Here is a 17743-nt window from a genome sequence, read left to right as displayed (position 1 = left end):
GGGTTCGACACCACCGTGGTCAGCGGCACGGTTGCGGTCACCGGCCCGCGCGAGAGCCGCACGAAGGTCTCGTTGACCGGCGCGCGGTTGCCGCCAGCGGCGGCGATGACGTCGAGGATGCGGTCGCCGTGGCCCGAGAGCGGCAGGCGGGCGCCGGCGGCGCCCTCGCCGGTGACGGTGACGGCCTGGGAGATCGGGCGGGTGACCGAGACCAGCACCTGGGGCTGGATGGCCTTGCCGGCGAGTTCGTTCTCGATGAGCGCCTGGACGTCCTGGGTGCGGCGGCCGGCGACCTTGATGCGGCCGGCGTACGGCACCGAGATGGCGCCGTCGCGCCCGACGGGCTGCTCGGGGATGAGGGCGGACTTGGATCCGGCGGAGAAGCGGTCGGCGACGAGGGGTCCGGAGAACAGGCCGCCGGATCCGGCCTCCCAGACGGAGACCGAGACCATGTCGCCGATGCCGATGACCGGCTCGGAGGAGGGGCGATGGTCGCCGAAGGAGGCGAGCAGGCTGTCGAGGGGGCGGCCGCGCAGGGCCTCGACCACGGAGGGGGTGACGTCGATGATCTCGTAGCGGGCAAGGATCCCGCCGTCGGCCGTGGCGACCTCGGCCCCGGCCTGGATCGCGCTCGCCGTTGGACCCGCCGCGGGCATGTACGTGCAGCCGCCGGCAGATCCAGCCGCGAGGGCGGCCATCAGGGCGGTGCACGCCGTCTTACGCAGCATCACAAAGATTTCTCCTCGCCGAGCCCGCGCCATCGCTGGCCCGGGCCGGGATACCCAGTTTGACCGCCAAACGCTGCGATCGCTTTAACGACCGCGCCGGTGCGGCGGCTGCCGTGCGGACGGTCGCGCTATCCGCGGGCAATGCGTCACCAGCGTGGCACGGCCACGCTTATGCCGCGCAAGCTTAACCGTATCATGTCCCCGCGGCGATGTCCGCAGGTGCCGTCGCGAGGGCCCCGCGGAGCGCCCGACCGAGCTCGTCGGCGGCGATGTCGGCGCGGCGCGGGACCGCCTGCGGGCGGCCGAAGCGGAACAGGGCGTACTCGGTCGTCCGCCCGCCGAAGCCCGGCTTGCAACTCGGCAGCGACGGTGCGTGGTCGCCGAACACGCAGAGCGTGATGGTCTGGCCGCGCTCGCGGGCGACGGCGTCCAGGCCCGCGACGAGATCCTCGACCATCCGCCCGGTATTGGCGACGTGATGGAGGTACTGCGCCTGCGGATCGTCGATGCCCGGCAGCCGCCCGGGCTTCCAGGGGCCGTGGTTCTCCATGGTCACGCAGAACAGGAACAGCGGCGCGCGCCGGGCCCAGACTTCCGCGAGGAGGCGCGCGCCGAGGGCGACGTCCCCGACATAGGGCCCGACGCGCGGCGCCTCCGCGAACGCCTCGCCCATCACGAGATCGGCGAAGCCGAAGGCCTCCATCACCCGCGCCCGGCGGAAGAAGTCGCGGTGGAACGGGTGCAGGAACAGGGTCCCGTAGCCCCGACTCCCGGCGAGCCGGGCGAGGCTCGTCGGCTCGTCGCCGCTGCGGGATGTGTAGGGGTCGTAGCGGCCGAAGCCGAGGCTCTCGGACGGACGGCCTGTGAGCACCGCGTGCTCGCTGCGCATCGTGTAGGCGCCGTGCGCCGGAACCCGCAGGCGCCCGTACTGCGCGGCCCGGGTTCGGAACAGGTCCATCGCCGGCAGTTTCGCGCCGCCGAGCCGCTCCGGATCGACGAAGGATTCGAGCTGGATCACCACGACGACATCGTCGCCCGGGCCCTCCGGCAGCGCCGGCGCCGCGGGCACCGGCACGCCGCCCGCCATCGCGCGGGCGGTGTAGCCGAGGAGGCTCGCCGGGAGGCCGACCCGGGTCACGTCGGCCTCCAGGTCGGGCTCGGGGAACCAGCGGGCGATCAGCCGGGCGAGCGGCGGTCGCGGGGCGGCCTTGACCAGCAGCCAGAGCGCGAGCGGGAGGCCGAGCATCGCCAGCACCCGCGGCACGGTCGCGGCGGGCAGCACGCTCGGCTCGATCCAGTACCAAAGGGCGGTGAACGCCGCGGTGAGCAGGACCGGCACGGAGATGCGCGGGTCCCACAGGGGCGGGATGTAGTAGAGCTGCGGGTGCCGCGGCACTTGCGGCAGCAGGGCGAAATCGCTGAACAGCAGCGGCTCGCCGATCACCGAGCGCTTCGCGCGGCTGACGACGATCAGGATCGCCACGGTGATCACGCAGGTCAGCCCCGCGAGCCAGGGCCGCCAGGAGAACTCGAACCAGAACAGCAGGATCAGCAGGTAGCCGAGCAGCCGCAGGCCGAGATCCCGGGGCGCGAGGCTCGCCCGGGTGATCGAGTCGCCCGCGAACACCTCCAGGGCGAGGCACACGGCGAGCGCGAGACCGGTGGCGATGAGGAACGTCGTCAAGACACGGGCACTCGGCGTGGGGCGGGCCTGCTCGCCGCCGGCATCCGGTCCGGCAGGAAACAGCGCGCGGGAGCAAGGGCTTGCGAGCCGTTCCTGATCCGGAATGATCGGAAACGGTCCCGGGGCGGGCGGTTGCGGGCGGACTCTAGCAGCGCGCGCTATCGCTTTGGTGTCACATCAGGGTCTCGCGGAACCGGATTCGCGCCGCGCGCCGCGCCCTAGCGCGGTCCGCCGCCGGCCTCGCGGCCGACGCCGCGCCGGCTGCGCAGGGCCCGCACGACGGGATTGAGGAGGCCGTAGCGGGCACGCATCACGAGGTGGGCCGTCCGGCCGAGGGAGAGGGCGTTGCGCGGCGCCGCCGCCCGGGCCGCGCTGAGGCGGTCGAGGAGCTGTTCCGGCGTGCACGGCTTCATCGCCACCGGGTCGAGGTAGCGCGCGTAGAGGATCATGGCGCCGGCCACCAGCTCATCGAGGCTCAGCCGGCGGCCGCGGTCGGCGCCCGGCGCGAGATCCTCCGACAGGCCCCAGCCGGAGTAGAACGGCCGGCCGTGGGTCGCCACGGTGAGGCCGCGGATCAGGGCCTCGAACCCGGCGAGGGACGTCATGGTCTCGACGTGGTGCACCCGGTCGAGGAGGTCGACGATGCTGATGCCGCCCACGATCCGGTCGGCCAGGGTCAGGGCCTCCGCCTCCGGGATGAGGCCGGGCCGGAAGCCGGCCTCCACGTCGGGGTGCGGCTTGTAGAGCAGGAACGCGTCCGGGTTGCGCCGCCGCGCCGCCTCCAGCAGCGCCCGGTTCGAGCGGACCAGCGGCGAGCCGTGGCGCACCGAGGCGTCGTCCTCCACCTGGCCGGGTACGAGGACGATCCGCCGGCCGGCCGGCCAGTCGAGCGCGGCGGCGTCGAGGCCGACATTGTACTTGCTGAGCCGGCGCGCCACGACCTCCTCGCGCAGGCGCCGCGCCCGGGCGACGAGGTCCGGGGTGAAGTCGGCCTCGGCGAGCAGCCGCTGCAGGCGGCTCTCCCGGCGCGGGTCGTAGTAGATGCCGAGGTCGTCCACCACGATGGAGGCGCCGGGCTGCAGGCTGGCGCCGAGCCCCACGGAGCGCAGGAACCCGTCCTCCACGCGGGCCAGCGGCAGGCCGGCCCGCGCGCAGGCTTCCTCGAGCTGACCGGGCGCCCGCGTCGCCCAGGCGAGGAGGCGGCCGCCGTGGCGCTGTCCCGCGGCGATCGCGGCCTCGGTGGTCATGGTGTGGATCGGCCGTCCGGCGGGGCCCGCGCCCAGGACGTCGAGGGCGGGCCGCTTCCAGCGCGACATCCCGACATAGACCACCCGCCGGTCGTTCTCGGCGAAGCGCGTGGCGAGCCACGCCACCCGCTCGGCGCAGGTCGCGCGGTCGATCGGCGCCCCGGTCCAGGGGTCGAGGTAATGGACGCCGCCCTCCCCGCCGAGAGGCGCCCCGTCGAGGGTGATCCGCAGGGATGCGAAGCCGGACTCCGGCGAGTCGTAGGGGCTCAGGAGCGGCCCGGGCGCGACCACGAGCCGGCGCCGCCCCGTCAGCGCCAGCAGGCGCCCGGCGAGGCTCCCCGCGCCCCAGGTCGCGCCGACGGCGCCGGGGCGCGCCGGACCGAAGGCGAGGCCCGTCGCGGCCTCGATCTCCGCCCGCAGGCGGCGGATCGTGCGGCCGGTCGCGTAGAGCGACGGGGTCGGGTCTGCGGGCATGGTCGGTGCGTCCGGCTCCGGTCGGGTGAGGTGCGGAACAGGCCTGTAGCGCATTTTCGCCGGCATGGGATGGTGATGCAACGCGGGGACAACCTGAGCGCGCGTCGCCGTCGCCACGTCCTGGAAAGGATTTGGACATATCGTCGCCGCGATTGCCCGCCTATTCCGGAGGCTAGGCCGCAGACGCGGGACCGTTGCAGACGGGCCACGCCGGCGCGGAAACGCCATGCCGCGGCATGGCTTCGGATTGCGGGCTCGCCGGGCACCGTGCCACCTCAAGAGTCTCTCGCCGGTTCGGTTCATCCGGCCCAGGGTCAAGGACAGAAGCGCCGCGGAATGCAACAGCCCGCCCCCGACGCCCTCCGCGACCGCCCCGCGACCTTCCTCTTCCTGCAGGGCATCGCGACGCCGTTCTTCTCCGATCTCGGACAGGCGCTGCGCGCGCGGGGACACTCTGTCCGGCGCATCAATCTCTGCCCCGGCGACTGGCTGTTCTGGAGCGGCGAGGCCGAGAATTACCGCGGTCGCCGCGAGACCTGGGGCGAGTATCTCGACGCCTATCTCGACCGCGAGGGCGTGACCGACATCGTGCTGTTCGGCGATTGCCGGCCTTTCCACAAGGCGGCCCGCATGATCGCCGAGTATCGCGGCCTGCGGGTGCACGTGTTCGAGGAGGGCTATATCCGCCCGAACTGGATCACCTGCGAGCTGGGCGGCGTGAACGGCTTCTCGTCCCTCCCCCGGACGGCCGCCGAGATCCGCGCACTGGCGCGGCGCCTGCCGCAACCCGGCCGGGCGATGCCCTCCACGGGCGACATGGCCCGGCGCAGCGTCTGGGACGTCGGCTACAACCTCGCCAACGTCCTGTTCCCCTACCTCTTCCCCCATTTCCGCAGCCACCGGCCGACCCATATCGCGGCCGAGTATGCGGGCTGGATCAAGAAGTTCGCCCGCCGCGCGCATACCCGCCGCGAGGCGGCGCGCTGCGACGAGATCTACCGCGCGGTCGGCTGCGACTACTTCCTGCTGCCGCTGCAGCTCGACAGCGACTACCAGATCCGGGTCCACTCGCCGTTCCTCGGCGTCGAGGGCTTCATGGACCGGGTGATCAAGTCCTTCGCGGACGGCTCGTCGGCGCCGACCCGGCTGCTGGTGAAGCTGCACCCGCTCGACAGCGGCCTGATCAACTGGCGCAAGTTCGCCCGCGCCTCGGCCCGCCGCCACGGCGTCAGCGACCGGCTCGACTTCATCGACGGCGGCGACCTGCCGGCCCTGATCAAGAGCGCCCGCGGCGTGGTCATCGTCAACTCGACGGTGGGGATGCTGTCCCTGGAGATGGGCTGCCCGACCCACGCGGTCGGCACCGCGATCTACAACATGGCCGGCCTGACCCATCAGGGCGACCTCGACAGCTTCTGGAAGAATCCGACGCCGCCGGAGACGGACCTGATGGCGGATTTCCGCCGCGTGGTCCTGCACCGGACCCAGGTCAACGGCGGCTTCTTCTCCAAGGAGGCGATCGACCGCGCGGTGGCCGGCTCGGTACCGCGGATGGAGGCCGCCCTCCCCGACGCGATGCTGGCGGCGGCGCGGGCGGTGAGTGAGGCGGCCGAGCGCGACGGCGAGCTCGCGCCGGTCTACTGACCGGGCTCGCCCGGCTCCCGGGCCGTCGCCATTCGGCGGCCTTTGAAGCGCGTTTAACCGCCGGTGAGCCTTTCCCGGCCTTGATCTTTCCCCGCGCGGCGGCGTAACCCGCCCCATGCCCCGCATTCTGATCACCGGCGCGTCGAGCGGCATCGGCGCCGCGCTGGCGCGCCACTACGCGCAAACCGGCGCGAGCCTCATCCTCGTCGGCCGCAACGCCGAGCGGCTGGAGGCGGTCGCCCGGGACTGCCGCGCCAGCGGCGCCGCCGTCGAGACCGCCCGCCTCGACACCCGCGACCGGGCCGCCACCGTGGCGCTGGTCCACCGGTCGGATGCCGAGGCCCCCCTCGACCTCGTCATCGCCAACGCGGCGGTGAACGGCGGCAACCAGGAAGGGCAGGTGGAGGCCGAGGACGTGGCCTTCGAGACCGCCGACATCAATTACACCGGCACGCTCAACGTGATCTTGCCCGCCCTGACGCTGATGCTCCAGCGCGGGCGCGGCCAGATCGTGCTGCTGTCGTCGCTCGCGGCCTACGCGCCGCTCCAGGACGCGCCGGCCTATAGCGGTGCCAAGGCCGCGCTCGTCGCCCACGGTCTCGCCCTGCGCCAGAAGGTCGCGTCCCGCGGCGTGAAGGTCAACGTCGTCACCCCGGGCTACGTGAAGACGCCGATGGGCGGCGAGCTCAAGGGTTGGCGGCCGCTCGAGATCAGCGCCGAGGAGGCGGCCGTGCGGATCGCCAAGGGCATCGCGGCCAACCGCGACGTGATCGCGTTCCCGTTCATCCTCACGGCGCTCGCCCGCACCGTGCTGCTCCTGCCCGAGAACGTCCGCAAGGCCGGCCTCTACGCCTTCCGTTTCCAGCGCCGGAAGCGGCGCTGATGGCGCGACCCCGGATCGCGCTGTTCGTTCTGGAGGCGTTGCCGAACGCCCGCGCGGTGCGCCGGCTCGTCGCCGATCTCCGGGCCGACATCGCGCTGGTCGGGCTCTCCAACGCCGAGCGGCCGTCGAGCGGCGGCCTCACGGGGCAGATCCGGCGGCACCTCGCGCGCTCGGGCCCCGGGATCCTGCCCTACCTCGCGGTCAATTTCGGCCTGCCGGACCTGCTGCGGCCCCTGGCGCCCCTGACCCAGGCGGCGTCGGGAAGCGGCGACGCGCCGGAGGCGACGCCGCTCAGGACCCTGTGCCGCCGCCTCGGCGTCCCGACCCTGACGGTCGACGACGTCAACGGTCCCGACGTCGCGCGGGCCCTCCGGGACGCGGCGCCGGACCTGATCCTCACCTACCATTTCGACCAGATCCTGAAGCCCGAGACCATCGGGCTGGCGCGGCTCGGCGGGATCAACGGGCATCCCGGCCTGCTGCCCCGCCACCGGGGCCCGGTGCCGACGATCCACGCGCTGGCCGACGGGCCCGGGCAGTTCGGCATGACCCTGCACCGGCTGGTGGCCGCGATCGACACCGGCGCGATCCTCGCCCAGGAGGCGCTGGCGCTGCCCGAGGGTACCACCGCGACCCGGGCCTCGGTGGCGCTCCACGCCCACGGGCGCGGGATGCTCGACCGGTTGCTCGAGGACGTCACCCGGAGCGGAACCCTGCCGGAGGGGCGGTCCGAGCCCGTTCTGCCCTACTGCCCGTTCCCCGACCGCGCGATGCTGGCCGCGCTGCGCCGCCGCGGCCTTCGCCTGACCGACGGGCAGGATCTTCGGGACGCGCTGAGCCTCTCCGCGCGGGCGTCTTAACCCCCGGTTAAGGCTGTTCGGCAAGGATTCGGTCAGATCCTCGCCGTCGATAGGGCCCGCGCATGCCGGATACCAGCGCCCTCAACTCGGCCGCCGGCGCCCTGGCCGCCGGCCGGCAGGTGCAGAGCGGGCGGATCCGCGCGATCTCCGAGAACCTCGCCAACGCCGATTCGGTCCCGACCACCCCGGGCGGTGCCCCCTACGCCCGCAAGATCGCGGTGTTCGCCCCGGTGGCGGCCGACAGCCCCCGCGACCCGGTCGGCCGGATCGTCCGCGACACCACCGGCTTCCGCACCCGCTACGACCCGACCAATCCCGGGGCCGACCCGACCGGCTATGTCCGTCTGCCGAACGTCAACGTCGCGGTCGAATCGGCCGACCTCCAGCGGGTGGTCCGGAACTACGAATTGAGCCTGAGCGCCTCGGCCTCGATCAAGACGCTCGCGCAGGCCACCATCAACCTGATCAGCTGAGCCGGCCGTGCCGCCGGCCGTAGCCGGCGTAGATCGCGAGGCCGATCGCCAGCCAGACCGCGAGGCGGATCCAGGTGTCGGCCGGGAGCGACGCCATCAGCGTGACGCAGGACAGGATCCCCAGTCCGGCGATGAGGGGCACCGCCGGCACGCGGAACGGGCGCGCCCGGTCCGGATCGGTCCGGCGCAGGATCAGCACCGTCGCGCAGACGAGGCAGAAGGCCAGGAGCGTGCCGATACTGACGATCTCGCCCAGGACGTCGATGGGCACGAGCCCCGCCACGGCCGCCGTGAACAGGCCGATCACCAGCTGGCTCGCCACGGGCACCCGCGTCACCGGATGGACCCGGCAGAAGATCCCCGGGAGGAGCCCGTCGCGGGCGATGGCGAAGAAGATCCGGCTCTGCCCGTAGAGGGCAGTCAGCGCCGAGGTGGTCAGGCCGATCAGGGCGCCGGCCTTGATGATCGTGGCGAAGCCCGTCAGGCCGATCACGTCGACCGCCTTGGCGACCGGGTCGGCGACGTCCAGGTCGCGATAGGGCACGAGTCCCGTGAGGACGGCCGCCATGGCCACGTACAGGATCGTGGTGATCAGCAGCGACCCGATCAGGCCGACCGGCGCGTCGCGCTGCGGCGCCCGGCACTCGCCCGCGGCCGTCGCCACGGTCTCGAAGCCCACGAAGGCGAAGAACACCACCGCGGCGCCGCGGAACACGCCGCTCCAGCCGTAGGCGCCGAAGGTCCCGGCATTCTCCGGCACGAACGGGTGCCAGAGTTCGGGACGCAGATGGGCCACGCCGACACCCACGAAAGCCAGGATGATCGCGACCTTGCAGGCGACCAGCAGGCCGTTGACCAGGGACGCCTCCGCGGTGGCGCGCATCAGCAGGGCGCTGAGCAGCAGCACGATCCCGGCCGCCGGGAGGTTGACGAGGCCGCCGGCGCCGGGCGCCCCGGCCAGGGCCGGCGGCAGATGCAGGCCGAACTCCGCCGCGAGGGACTGCGCGTAGCCCGACCAGCCCACCGCCACGGTCGCCGCCGCCACGGCGAACTCGAGGACGAGGTCCCAGCCGATGATCCAGGCGGGAAGCCGCCCGAGGCTCGCGCGGGTGTAGGTGTAGGTCGATCCCGGCTCGGGGATCATGGCGGCCAGCTCGGCGTAGCACAGGCCGACGAGGCCGCAGGCGATGCCGCCGATCACGAAGGAGAGGCTGAGCGCCGGGCCCGCGTACTGCGCCGCCGCCGTCCCGGTGAGCACGAAGATGCCGGCGCCGATCGTGGCGCCGAGGCCGATGGCGACGAGGCCCGGCGCGGTGAGGCTCCGGGCGAGTCCGCGCCCCGCGCCCGCCCGTTCACCCGTGGTCACCGCGGACTCCGCCATCGCGTCCGTTCTCCCTCGCCCGGATCGTCACCCGGCACTTTTCATGCCCGGACGGCGGCCTCCGCGGAACCGCCCGGACCGGCGCCGCACCGTCCTCATCCCGAGTCGATACAGCCTACCGCCGCACCGCGCCCACGGGATCGGGGTCAGGGGCCCCGCCGCGCGCTTCCGGGTCGCCCCCGCCGGGCGGGGACGGTGCGGCGGCGATCATCCGGGTGTCGGTCCGGAACGCCCGGGCGACGAGGCCGCAGAAGCGGATGAAGGCGCTGCCCTGCGGGGTGATGACGTAGCCGTCACCCGCTCGCGCGACGTTGCCGGAGGCCTGCTGCTCGGCCAAGCGCCGCTCCATCTGCCGGAACTCGCCGAGGTAGACCCGCTCGAACACCGCCCGCGCGCGCTCAGGCGTGAAGCGCTCCCCGGGATGGGCAGCCATCTGGCCGAGCAGGAACACGCTGATCGACCGGTCGACCGTCACCGGCAGGATCACGAAGGCGCTGAGGTTCAGGGACAGCGACAGGACGCAGGCGCCTAGGGCGTCCCGTCGGCGCAATCCCCAGGCCCGGCCGAGTCCGGCCAGCGCCATCGTGACCGCCAGGGTCAGCAGGAAGGCGACCGCGAGCAGGACCAGTCCGCGGTAGAACAGGATCGTCACGCCGGACCACAGATCCGTCTGGAACAGCAGCACGAAGCAGGCGAAGCCGACGACGACGGCGCCGGCCTGCAGCAGCGCCTGGGCGCAGAGCCAGCGCAGGGCCTGCCCGGCGCGCGGGTGGGTGGGTGCCGCGAGACTGGGTTCAGTCACGGAGATCCTCCACGGAGATCCTGGACCCGCAGGATCCGGACGAGCGGATCGGCGTAGACCGCGGGGCTGCGCCAGACCCAGGAATCGGGGCTGCTCCAGGGGGCGTCCTGCGCGGTGACGACCAGGGCGCCGATCCCGGCCGCTTCGGCGCGCCGCCGCACCTCGGCGCCGTCCAGGCGGTCGCGGAAGACCGGCGCGACGTCGGCGAGCCGCGACGCCACGGCGTCCGGCGGGGCGCCGAACAGGCGCGCCTCCGCGTCGGCCACCCCCGTCGGCTGGAGGCCGTAGAGCCCGAAATCGAACACCCGGTGCGGCACCGGCGACTGCTGCAGCACCAGGTCCCGGGGTAGGTGCGTGCCCGCCCAGGCGTAGGCCGCGCGCAGCGCCCGGTCGATATCGGGACGGCCGGCGAGGCGGGCGAAGGCGGGCCGGTCCGAGGCGGGATAGGCGCGCATCCCGACGAAGCCGTAGAGGGTCGTCGCGTAGCCGAGGATCAGCAGCGCGGCGAGGAGACCGGGGATCCGGAGCCGCCGCGCCTCGCTCAGGCGGGTCAGGGCCACCACGGTCCAGACCAGGGTCGCGACCTGCGCGAGCAGGACCACGCGCGCGCCGAGGTCGTTGTTGAGGATCGCCGAGCGCAGGAAACCGCCGAGGAGCAGGCTCGCCGCGGCGCAGAGCGTGAGCAGGCGCCCGGCCTCGCGCCCGTGTGCCTCCCGGCGCGGCACGAGGCGCCAGAACAGCAGCGCACCGGCGGCGCAGACTCCCAGGGCCGTGTAGTAGTTCAGGGGCAGAAGGATCAGGCGGAGCGCGCTCAGGGCCGGCGCGTCGACGAGGCCGTCGAGCGGCCCGAATCGCCGGATCGAGAACCGGATCGGCGCGCCGCCGTCGGTCCGGTTGGCCAGGACGCTCAGCAGGTAGGGGGCGGCCAGTGCGGGGCTGAGCAGGCCGGCAACCGCCAGCCGGGCCGCGGCGCGCCAGCGGCGCTCCAGGCCGAGCAGCACCATCCAGGCACCGGCCGCACTCGCCGTGCCGAGGCAGACCCAGACGGACAGGCCCGCGCAGGCCGCGAAAGCCAGTGCCGCGACGCCGATCGCCGCCGCCTCCGCGCGCCTGTCCGGGCGCGTCCGGTCCGCGACCTCCGCCAGGGCCAGGAGTCCGAGCCACCCGGCCAGGGCGCCGGCGACGTGGTGCGGCACCCAGACCAGCGAGGCCGGCCAGTTGAGGACCTGCTCGTTCAGCCACTCCGGGACCGGCAGCCAGGTCCCGGACGTCGTCCGGTCGGCGAGGACCAGCAGGATGTCGAGGCTTCCGGCCGGCAGCAGCAGCAGCACCGCGCGGCGCACGAGCCGGGGCGCGGCGTCCGCGACGAGTCCGGTCGCCGCGAGCAGACGGTCGATCAGGCCGAGGAGCGCGAGGCCGGTCCAGAAGGCGAGGCCCGCGAAGGCGGTCCGCCCGTCGACCAGCCGTCCGCCCGCCCAGTCGACCAGGGCGGTGAGCGTGTAGAAGCCGTAATAGTAGCCCGCCCGCTCGGGCCGGGCGAAGAACGGGTCCACCGGTGGCAATCCGTGCTCCACGATCGCGCGGGTCAGGGCGGCGTGCTTGACGAGGTCGATGATCGTCACGGGCCGGTAGAGGGCGGTGCCGGTATCGACGTCGATCAGCGCGTAGGCCACGACGCCGAGCCAGAGCAGCGCGAGGGCGAGCGCCGCCCGGTCGAGGGACGCGCGCAGGCTCCGCGCGACCGGCCGCAGCGCGGCGAGCCCGAGGGCGCCGGTCGCGAGGGCCGCGACCGGGACGCCGCCCGCCTGGATCAGCAGGCTGTCGAGGGCCGGCAGCAGCCCGATCCCGAGGAGCGCCCCGCACAGGAGGCGGTCGCCGGGCGCGAGCGAGCGGAACCCGAGGATGCCGGTCAGGCCGCCCAGGGCATAGCCCGGCACGAGAACGAGGGGGATACCGAGCAGCGTCGCGACGGCGACGCCGCACGCATCCGAGAAGGTGCCGTTCATCGCCGGGCCGCGTCGCGTGAGCGGTTCCGGGTAGCACGGCGGCGTTAACCGTTCTTTGGACGGGCCCGGACAGCCGCGACGCGCCACCGCTGCGGCCCGCCCGGCTCGGGACTGGCATAACCGTCGGTTTCGTGTATGGATCGCGCGGCCTCGACCCGGGTTGCCGGGCGGGGCTTGAGCCGCTTGGCGCTGTGACCGTGCTGGACGACATCCCGGCACCGGCCGAACGCCGAGCCCGCGCGCGCCCGTTTGGGGCGCCGCATCCGACCAGCACAACCCGAAAGGCACGCGATGTCGATCACGGCAGAGCGCAAGACCGCGCTCATCAAGGAACACCGCAAGGACGCCAAGGACACCGGGTCCCCCGAGGTCCAGGTGGCGATCCTCACCGAGCGGATCACCAACCTCACCGGCCACTTCAAGACCCACGGCAAGGACAACCATTCCCGCCGCGGCCTCCTGAAGCTGGTCTCGCAGCGCCGCTCGCTGCTCGACTACGTCAAGCGCAAGGACGAGGCCCGCTACCGCGCCCTCATCGAGCGTCTCGGCATCCGCCGCTAAGGCACGTCTCGCGCGGTTCCGGGCCCGGCCCGGGGCCGCGTTTCACCATCGCGGGCTGCCGGAATGGGTCCGGCCTCCCGACAAACGGGCCGCTTCGAGGCGCCAGCGTCGGGGCAGGATCGCGAGACACTTCGCCGAGCGTTCTCGGGCGCAGTGTCTCGCCGTCTTGCCCCCGGGCGGCGCCGGGCTTGGGCCCGCCGCAGGCAAGGAAGAGATTGAGAATGTTCGACGTTCAACGCGAAGAGCTGATGTGGGGCGACCGCAAGCTCGTCCTGGAGACCGGCAAGGTCGCGCGCCAGGCCGACGGCGCCGTCATCGCTACCTACGGTGAGACCTCGGTGCTCGCGACCGTGGTCGCCGCCAAGGAGCCGAAGCCCGGCATCGACTTCATGCCGCTCACCGTGAACTACCAGGAGCGCGCCTACGCCGCCGGCCGCATCCCGGGCGGCTACTTCAAGCGCGAGGGCCGTCCCTCCGAGAAGGAGACCTTGGTCTCCCGCCTCATCGACCGCCCGATCCGCCCGCTCTTCATCGACGGCTGGCGCAACGACACGCAGGTCGTCGTCACCGTCCTGACCCACGATCTCGAGAACGATCCCGACATCGTCGCGATGGTCGCGGCCTCCGCGGCCCTGACCATCTCGGGCGTGCCGTTCATGGGCCCGATCGGCGGCGCCCGCGTCGGCTACATCAACGGCGGCTACCGGCTGAACCCGCTGGTCACCGAGACCAAGGAAGAGTCGAGCCTCGACCTCGTCGTCGCCGGCACGCAGGACGCGGTGCTGATGGTCGAGTCGGAGGCCAAGGAGCTCTCCGAGGAGGTGATGCTCGGCGCCGTGATGTTCGGCCACAAGCACTTCCAGCCGGTGATCGAGGCGATCATCCGTCTCGCCGAGAAGGCCGCCAAGGAGCCGCGCGACTTCAAGGCCCCCGAGAACGCCGACGTCGAGAAGGCCGTGCTGGAGGTCTGCGAGGCGGAACTCCGCGCCGCCTACACCAAGACCGTCAAGCAGGAGCGCTACGCCGCCGTCGACGCCGTGAAGGCGAAGGTGATGGCCGCCCTCTGTCCCGAGGGCGCCGAGAAGTTCCCGGCCGAGAAGGTCAAGGCCGCCTTCAAGGAGGCCCAGTCGAAGGTGGTCCGCTGGAACATCCTCGACAGCGGCGCCCGCATCGACGGCCGCGACGTGAAGACGGTCCGCTCGATCCTCTCCGAGGTCGGCGTGCTGCCCCGCGCTCACGGCTCGGCCCTGTTCACCCGCGGCGAGACCCAGGCGCTGGTCGTGGCGACGCTGGGCACCGGCGAGGACGAGCAGTTCATCGACGCGCTGGAAGGCACCTACAAGGAGCGCTTCCTGCTCCACTACAACTTCCCTCCCTACAGCGTCGGTGAGACCGGCCGGATGGGCTCGCCGGGCCGCCGCGAGATCGGCCACGGCAAGCTCGCCTGGCGGGCGATCCGCCCGGTCCTGCCGCCGGCCCACGAGTTCCCCTACACGATCCGCGTCGTGTCGGAGATCACCGAGTCCAACGGCTCGTCCTCGATGGCCTCGGTCTGCGGCGGCTCGCTGTCGCTGATGGATGCCGGCGTGCCGCTGCGCCGTCCGGTGGCGGGCATCGCCATGGGCCTCATCCTGGAGGGTGAGCGCTTCGCGGTCCTGTCCGACATCCTCGGCGACGAGGACCACCTCGGCGACATGGACTTCAAGGTGGCCGGCACGGACGAGGGCGTGACCTCGCTCCAGATGGACATCAAGATCGCCGGCATCACCGAGGAGATCATGAAGATCGCCCTCGCCCAGGCGAAGGACGGCCGCGCCCACATCCTGGCCGAGATGGCCAAGGCGCTGACGGCGGCCCGTCCGGAACTCGGCGAGTACGCGCCGCGCATCGAGACGATGCAGATCCCGACGGACAAGATCCGCGACGTGATCGGCACCGGCGGCAAGGTGATCCGCGAGATCGTCGAGAAGACCGGCGCCAAGATCAACATCGAGGACACGGGCGTCGTGAAGATCGCCTCGGCCGACGGCAAGGCGATCAAGGCGGCCTACAACTGGATCCGCTCGATCGTGGCGGAGCCGGAGGTCGGCGTGATCTACGACGGCACGATCGTGAAGTGCATGGAGTTCGGCGCCTTCGTGAACTTCTTCGGCGCCAAGGACGGCCTCGTCCACATCTCGGAGCTCGCCGCGAACCGGGTCGCCAAGGTGACGGACGTCGTCAAGGAAGGCGACAAGGTCAAGGTGAAGTTCCTCGGTCAGGACGACCGCGGCAAGATCCGCCTGTCCATGAAGGTCGTCGACCAGCAGACCGGCGAGGACATCACCGAGAAGGTGAAGGCTCAGCGCGACGCCGACCGGGCCGAGCGCGGCGACGAGCCGCGCGAGCCCCGCGAGGGCGGCCGCCACCGTGGCGAGCGCCGCCGCGAGGCCGGCGAGTAAGCACGCGGGACGCCCGCGCCGGCCTCGGTCGGCGGGGATGTCTTAGACGGGCGCGGTCCTCCGGGGCCGCGCCCTTTTTGTTGCCCCGTCGAGGTCGGGTCACACCGGTCGTCGGCCGGGAACGGGGCGCCAGATGCCGCGTTCCCCCGCGACTTCCCAATCGGAGACCCTCATGGCCAACGACATGATGCACGACATCTTCAGCGGGCAGCCGAACCTGTCGACGACGGAGCGCGCCGTCTCGGTGGCGCTGGGCCTCGGCATCGCCGCGGCCGCCGCGCAGCCCCGTCCCAACAAGCTCCTGAGCCTGCTGGCCCTCGTGGTCGGCGTCGGGCTGGCGGTCCGGGGCGCGACCGGCCACTGCGCCGTGAAGGCCGCGTCCGAGCATCTCTGAGCCTCAACCCTCGGAGGGCTTCGGCGCCTCCGTCTTTGCGAGCGCAGTGATGCAATCCATGCAGCGCGACGTTCGACGTCGCCGCGCCGCCCTGGGTCACGTCGCTGCGCTCGTTATGACGGAGAGCGCTGTGTTGAGACTCGCCACCGGAATGCGTCGGTCAAAAAAAGGGGCGCCCCGCGGGGCGCCCCTCGTCGTATCCGGACCTGCCGGACGGATCAGTAGGTGGTGGTGCGGCGGCCGGCGATCAGGCCGTAGATGAACAGCACGACCACGGCCCCCACGATGGCGCCGATGAAGCCTGCGCCCTGGTTCGGCCCGTACCAGCCGATCGCCTGGCCCAGGAAGGTCGCCACGAAGGCGCCGACGATGCCGAGGATCGTGGTCAGGATGAAGCCGGCGGGCTCGTTCGGGCCCGGCATGAGGAACTTGGCGATGACGCCGGCGAGAAACCCGATGATGATGGTCCAGAGAATACCCATGACTGACCCCAAGGCGTGATTGTCGATGGCGGCAGAACGCTTCGAGGCCCGCGACGGTTGCCCGCACCCCGACCGCCGATGACGATTTTCCTCGGGTTCCCGCGGCGCGTGCGCGCGCGGCCCTTTACGGCCGGGCCGGTGCGGCGGCAGATACGCCGGTTCTCGAGGATGTGGAGACGGGTATGGACATTCAGCGGATCGAGCCGGGCAAGCGGATGTCGCAGGCCGTCACCTTCGGCGACATGGTCTACCTCGCCGGGCAGGTCGCGTCCGACACGGTCGGCACCGGGGTCACGATCCAGACCCAGCAGATCCTGTCGGAGATCGACCGGCTACTCGCCGCGGCCGGCAGCGACAAGGCGCGGATCCTCTCGGCCACCATCTACCTCGCCGACATCGCGACGTTCGCGGAGATGAACGCCGCCTGGGACGCCTGGGTGTCTCCGGAGAACGCGCCGGCCCGCGCCACCGTCGAGGCCAAGCTCGCCGCGCCGGAGTACCTGGTCGAGATCGTGATCGTGGCCGCGAGGAGCCGGTGATCGGCCCGCGCCGGACCGTCCTGGCGGCGGCCGCGGCCGTCCTCGCGGGAGGGCTCCTGGCGGTCCTGCCCCTCGTGCGGCCGGCACCGGCCGCCGAGGAGCGGGTCGTCAACATCTACAACTGGTCGGACTATATCGACCCGCAGGTGCTCGAGGCCTTCACCCGCGAGACCGGGATCAAGGTCGTCTACGACACCTACGACAACAACGAGATCCTGGAGACCAAGCTGCTCGCGGGCCGGTCGGGCTACGACATCGTCGTGCCGTCGGGACCGTACCTGCAGCGGCTGATCCGGGCCGGCGCGTTCCTGCCCCTCGACAAGTCCAAGCTGAAGAACCTCGGCAATCTCTGGCCCGAGGTGACCAGCCGGCTGGCGGCCTACGATCCCGGCAACACCTACGCGGTCGACTACATGTGGGGCACGACCGGCATCGGCTACAACGTCGCCGCGGTGCGCGAGCGCCTGGGCGCCGGCGCGGCGGTCAATTCGTGGTCCGTCGTCCTCAATCCCGCTTCGGCCAACAAGCTGAAGGAGTGCGGGATCATGGTGCTCGACAGCCCCGAGGACCTGATCCCCAGCATGCTCCCGGCCTTCGGCGCCAAGGCGGATTCCAAGCGCTGGGACGACATGACCCTGGTGACCGACGCCCTCTACAAGGTGCGCGGCGCCGTGCGGAAGTTCCACTCGTCGGAATACATCCAGGCGCTGGCCAACGGCGATATCTGCCTGGCCGTCGGCTATTCGGGCGACATCATGCAGGCCAAGCGCCGCGCCGAGGAGGCCAAGAACGGGATCGACATCGCCTACGTCGTGCCGAAGGAAGGCGCGCTCATGTGGTTCGACACCTTCGCGATCCCGAAGGATGCCGCCCACCCGGCCGAGGCGCTGGCCTTCATCGACTACATGATGCGGCCCGAGGTGGCGGCGGCCAACACCAACTTCGTCTCCTACGCCAGCGGCAACCTCGCGGCGAAGAAGTTCGTGAAGCCCGAGATCCTGAGCAATCCCGGCATCTACCCGGACGAGGCGACGATGCAGCGCCTGTCCATCAACACCGCCTGGGACGACCGCACCCAGCGCTTCGTCACCCGCCTCTGGACCCGGGTCCGCACCGGGCGCTGACGCGGATCGGCGTCGGAGGG

At 72.2% G+C, this 17743-nt stretch carries 16 protein-coding genes; 9 read left to right on the top strand and 7 right to left on the bottom strand.

The genetic code is table 11. The features are described 5' to 3' along the window. From ABIC30_RS18285 to ABIC30_RS18275, 3 genes are all read right to left on the bottom strand, one after another. The coding region (locus ABIC30_RS18285) for a polysaccharide biosynthesis/export family protein (protein ID WP_354455896.1) at positions 1–728 on the bottom strand (728 nt) is incomplete at its 3' end. Positions 729–921: 193 nt separating this feature from the next. Continuing rightward, entirely contained in the window at positions 922–2412 is a 1491-nt protein-coding gene (locus tag ABIC30_RS18280) for an LTA synthase family protein (protein WP_354455895.1), read from the bottom strand. 218 nt (positions 2413–2630) lie between these two features. Beyond that, a complete protein-coding gene (locus tag ABIC30_RS18275) occupies positions 2631–4133 on the bottom strand; it encodes a capsular polysaccharide export protein, LipB/KpsS family (protein WP_354455894.1) in 1503 nt (500 codons plus the stop codon). A 336-nt stretch (positions 4134–4469) separates the two neighbouring features. Between ABIC30_RS18275 and ABIC30_RS18270 the strand changes: the two genes are divergently transcribed. The 4 genes from ABIC30_RS18270 to ABIC30_RS18255 all read left to right on the top strand — a co-directional run bounded on the left by ABIC30_RS18270 (position 4470) and on the right by ABIC30_RS18255 (position 7993). Then, positions 4470–5777, top strand: a complete 1308-nt coding sequence (locus ABIC30_RS18270; protein ID WP_354455893.1) for a capsule polysaccharide biogenesis protein — start codon at positions 4470–4472, stop codon at positions 5775–5777. A 115-nt stretch (positions 5778–5892) separates the two neighbouring features. Further along, the gene (locus ABIC30_RS18265) at positions 5893–6660 is read left to right on the top strand and encodes an SDR family NAD(P)-dependent oxidoreductase (protein ID WP_091681231.1); all 768 of its coding nucleotides are present in this window, start codon (positions 5893–5895) and stop codon (positions 6658–6660) included. After that, on the top strand, positions 6660–7520 hold the full coding sequence (locus ABIC30_RS18260; RefSeq protein ID WP_354455892.1) for a formyltransferase family protein: 861 nt from the start codon (positions 6660–6662) through the stop codon (positions 7518–7520). Before ABIC30_RS18265 ends, ABIC30_RS18260 begins: the two co-directional genes overlap by 1 nt. 62 nt (positions 7521–7582) lie before the next feature. Continuing rightward, the gene (locus ABIC30_RS18255; protein ID WP_020093747.1) at positions 7583–7993 is read left to right on the top strand and encodes a flagellar basal body rod protein FlgC; all 411 of its coding nucleotides are present in this window, start codon (positions 7583–7585) and stop codon (positions 7991–7993) included. On the opposite strand, the gene ABIC30_RS18250 is transcribed toward ABIC30_RS18255, so the two are convergent. The 3 genes from ABIC30_RS18250 to ABIC30_RS18240 all read right to left on the bottom strand — a co-directional run bounded on the left by ABIC30_RS18250 (position 7986) and on the right by ABIC30_RS18240 (position 12182). Further along, complete coding sequence (locus tag ABIC30_RS18250) at positions 7986–9374, bottom strand: amino acid permease (protein ID WP_354455891.1); 1389 nt, start codon at positions 9372–9374, stop codon at positions 7986–7988. The two genes, ABIC30_RS18255 and ABIC30_RS18250, sit on opposite strands and share 8 nt — an antisense overlap. A gap of 115 nt (positions 9375–9489) precedes the next feature. After that, positions 9490–10176, bottom strand: a complete 687-nt coding sequence (locus ABIC30_RS18245; RefSeq protein WP_354455890.1) for a hypothetical protein — start codon at positions 10174–10176, stop codon at positions 9490–9492. Beyond that, positions 10173–12182 (bottom strand): hypothetical protein, encoded by a 2010-nt coding sequence (locus ABIC30_RS18240; RefSeq protein ID WP_354455889.1) that lies wholly within the window; start codon positions 12180–12182, stop codon positions 10173–10175. Before ABIC30_RS18240 ends, ABIC30_RS18245 begins: the two co-directional genes overlap by 4 nt. 291 nt (positions 12183–12473) lie before the next feature. Here ABIC30_RS18240 and rpsO point away from each other — a divergent pair, with 291 nt between their 5' ends. From rpsO to ABIC30_RS18225, 3 genes are all read left to right on the top strand, one after another. Further along, on the top strand, positions 12474–12743 hold the full coding sequence (rpsO, locus tag ABIC30_RS18235; protein ID WP_012317943.1) for a 30S ribosomal protein S15: 270 nt from the start codon (positions 12474–12476) through the stop codon (positions 12741–12743). Between the two features lie 221 nt (positions 12744–12964). After that, on the top strand, positions 12965–15184 hold the full coding sequence (pnp, locus tag ABIC30_RS18230) for a polyribonucleotide nucleotidyltransferase (RefSeq protein WP_056525668.1): 2220 nt from the start codon (positions 12965–12967) through the stop codon (positions 15182–15184). Between the two features lie 172 nt (positions 15185–15356). Then, a complete protein-coding gene (locus tag ABIC30_RS18225; RefSeq protein ID WP_020093742.1) occupies positions 15357–15578 on the top strand; it encodes a YgaP-like transmembrane domain in 222 nt (73 codons plus the stop codon). 218 nt (positions 15579–15796) lie between these two features. Here ABIC30_RS18225 and ABIC30_RS18220 read toward each other — a convergent pair whose 3' ends face one another. Continuing rightward, positions 15797–16060 carry a GlsB/YeaQ/YmgE family stress response membrane protein gene (locus ABIC30_RS18220; RefSeq protein WP_012317940.1) on the bottom strand — a complete coding sequence of 88 codons (264 nt, stop codon included), beginning with the start codon at positions 16058–16060 and terminating at the stop codon, positions 15797–15799. A gap of 182 nt (positions 16061–16242) precedes the next feature. Here ABIC30_RS18220 and ABIC30_RS18215 point away from each other — a divergent pair, with 182 nt between their 5' ends. Beyond that, positions 16243–16599, top strand: coding sequence for a RidA family protein (locus tag ABIC30_RS18215; protein ID WP_020093741.1), 357 nt, complete (start codon positions 16243–16245; stop codon positions 16597–16599). Then, positions 16596–17723, top strand: coding sequence for a polyamine ABC transporter substrate-binding protein (locus tag ABIC30_RS18210; RefSeq protein WP_020093740.1), 1128 nt, complete (start codon positions 16596–16598; stop codon positions 17721–17723). Before ABIC30_RS18215 ends, ABIC30_RS18210 begins: the two co-directional genes overlap by 4 nt. The last annotated feature ends 20 nt before the right edge of the window (positions 17724–17743 follow it).

Source organism: Methylobacterium sp. 1030 (assembly GCF_040544715.1).
GTDB lineage: Bacteria > Pseudomonadota > Alphaproteobacteria > Rhizobiales > Beijerinckiaceae > Methylobacterium.
Note: the sequence above shows the minus strand (reverse complement) of the source record. Positions and strands in the feature narration are given on the sequence as shown.

What these genes read in the sequence shown, in the direction of transcription:
- ABIC30_RS18275 (WP_354455894.1), bottom strand. Translation starts at nt 4,133, where the DNA reads ATGCCCGCAGACCCGACCCCGTCGCTCTACGCGACCGGCCGCACGATC.
- ABIC30_RS18270 (WP_354455893.1), top strand. Translation starts at nt 4,470, where the DNA reads ATGCAACAGCCCGCCCCCGACGCCCTCCGCGACCGCCCCGCGACCTTC.
- ABIC30_RS18265 (WP_091681231.1), top strand. Translation starts at nt 5,893, where the DNA reads ATGCCCCGCATTCTGATCACCGGCGCGTCGAGCGGCATCGGCGCCGCG.
- ABIC30_RS18260 (WP_354455892.1), top strand. Translation starts at nt 6,660, where the DNA reads ATGGCGCGACCCCGGATCGCGCTGTTCGTTCTGGAGGCGTTGCCGAAC.
- ABIC30_RS18255 (WP_020093747.1), top strand. Translation starts at nt 7,583, where the DNA reads ATGCCGGATACCAGCGCCCTCAACTCGGCCGCCGGCGCCCTGGCCGCC.
- ABIC30_RS18250 (WP_354455891.1), bottom strand. Translation starts at nt 9,374, where the DNA reads ATGGCGGAGTCCGCGGTGACCACGGGTGAACGGGCGGGCGCGGGGCGC.
- ABIC30_RS18240 (WP_354455889.1), bottom strand. Translation starts at nt 12,182, where the DNA reads ATGAACGGCACCTTCTCGGATGCGTGCGGCGTCGCCGTCGCGACGCTG.
- rpsO (WP_012317943.1), top strand. Translation starts at nt 12,474, where the DNA reads ATGTCGATCACGGCAGAGCGCAAGACCGCGCTCATCAAGGAACACCGC.
- pnp (WP_056525668.1), top strand. Translation starts at nt 12,965, where the DNA reads ATGTTCGACGTTCAACGCGAAGAGCTGATGTGGGGCGACCGCAAGCTC.
- ABIC30_RS18225 (WP_020093742.1), top strand. Translation starts at nt 15,357, where the DNA reads ATGGCCAACGACATGATGCACGACATCTTCAGCGGGCAGCCGAACCTG.
- ABIC30_RS18220 (WP_012317940.1), bottom strand. Translation starts at nt 16,060, where the DNA reads ATGGGTATTCTCTGGACCATCATCATCGGGTTTCTCGCCGGCGTCATC.
- ABIC30_RS18215 (WP_020093741.1), top strand. Translation starts at nt 16,243, where the DNA reads ATGGACATTCAGCGGATCGAGCCGGGCAAGCGGATGTCGCAGGCCGTC.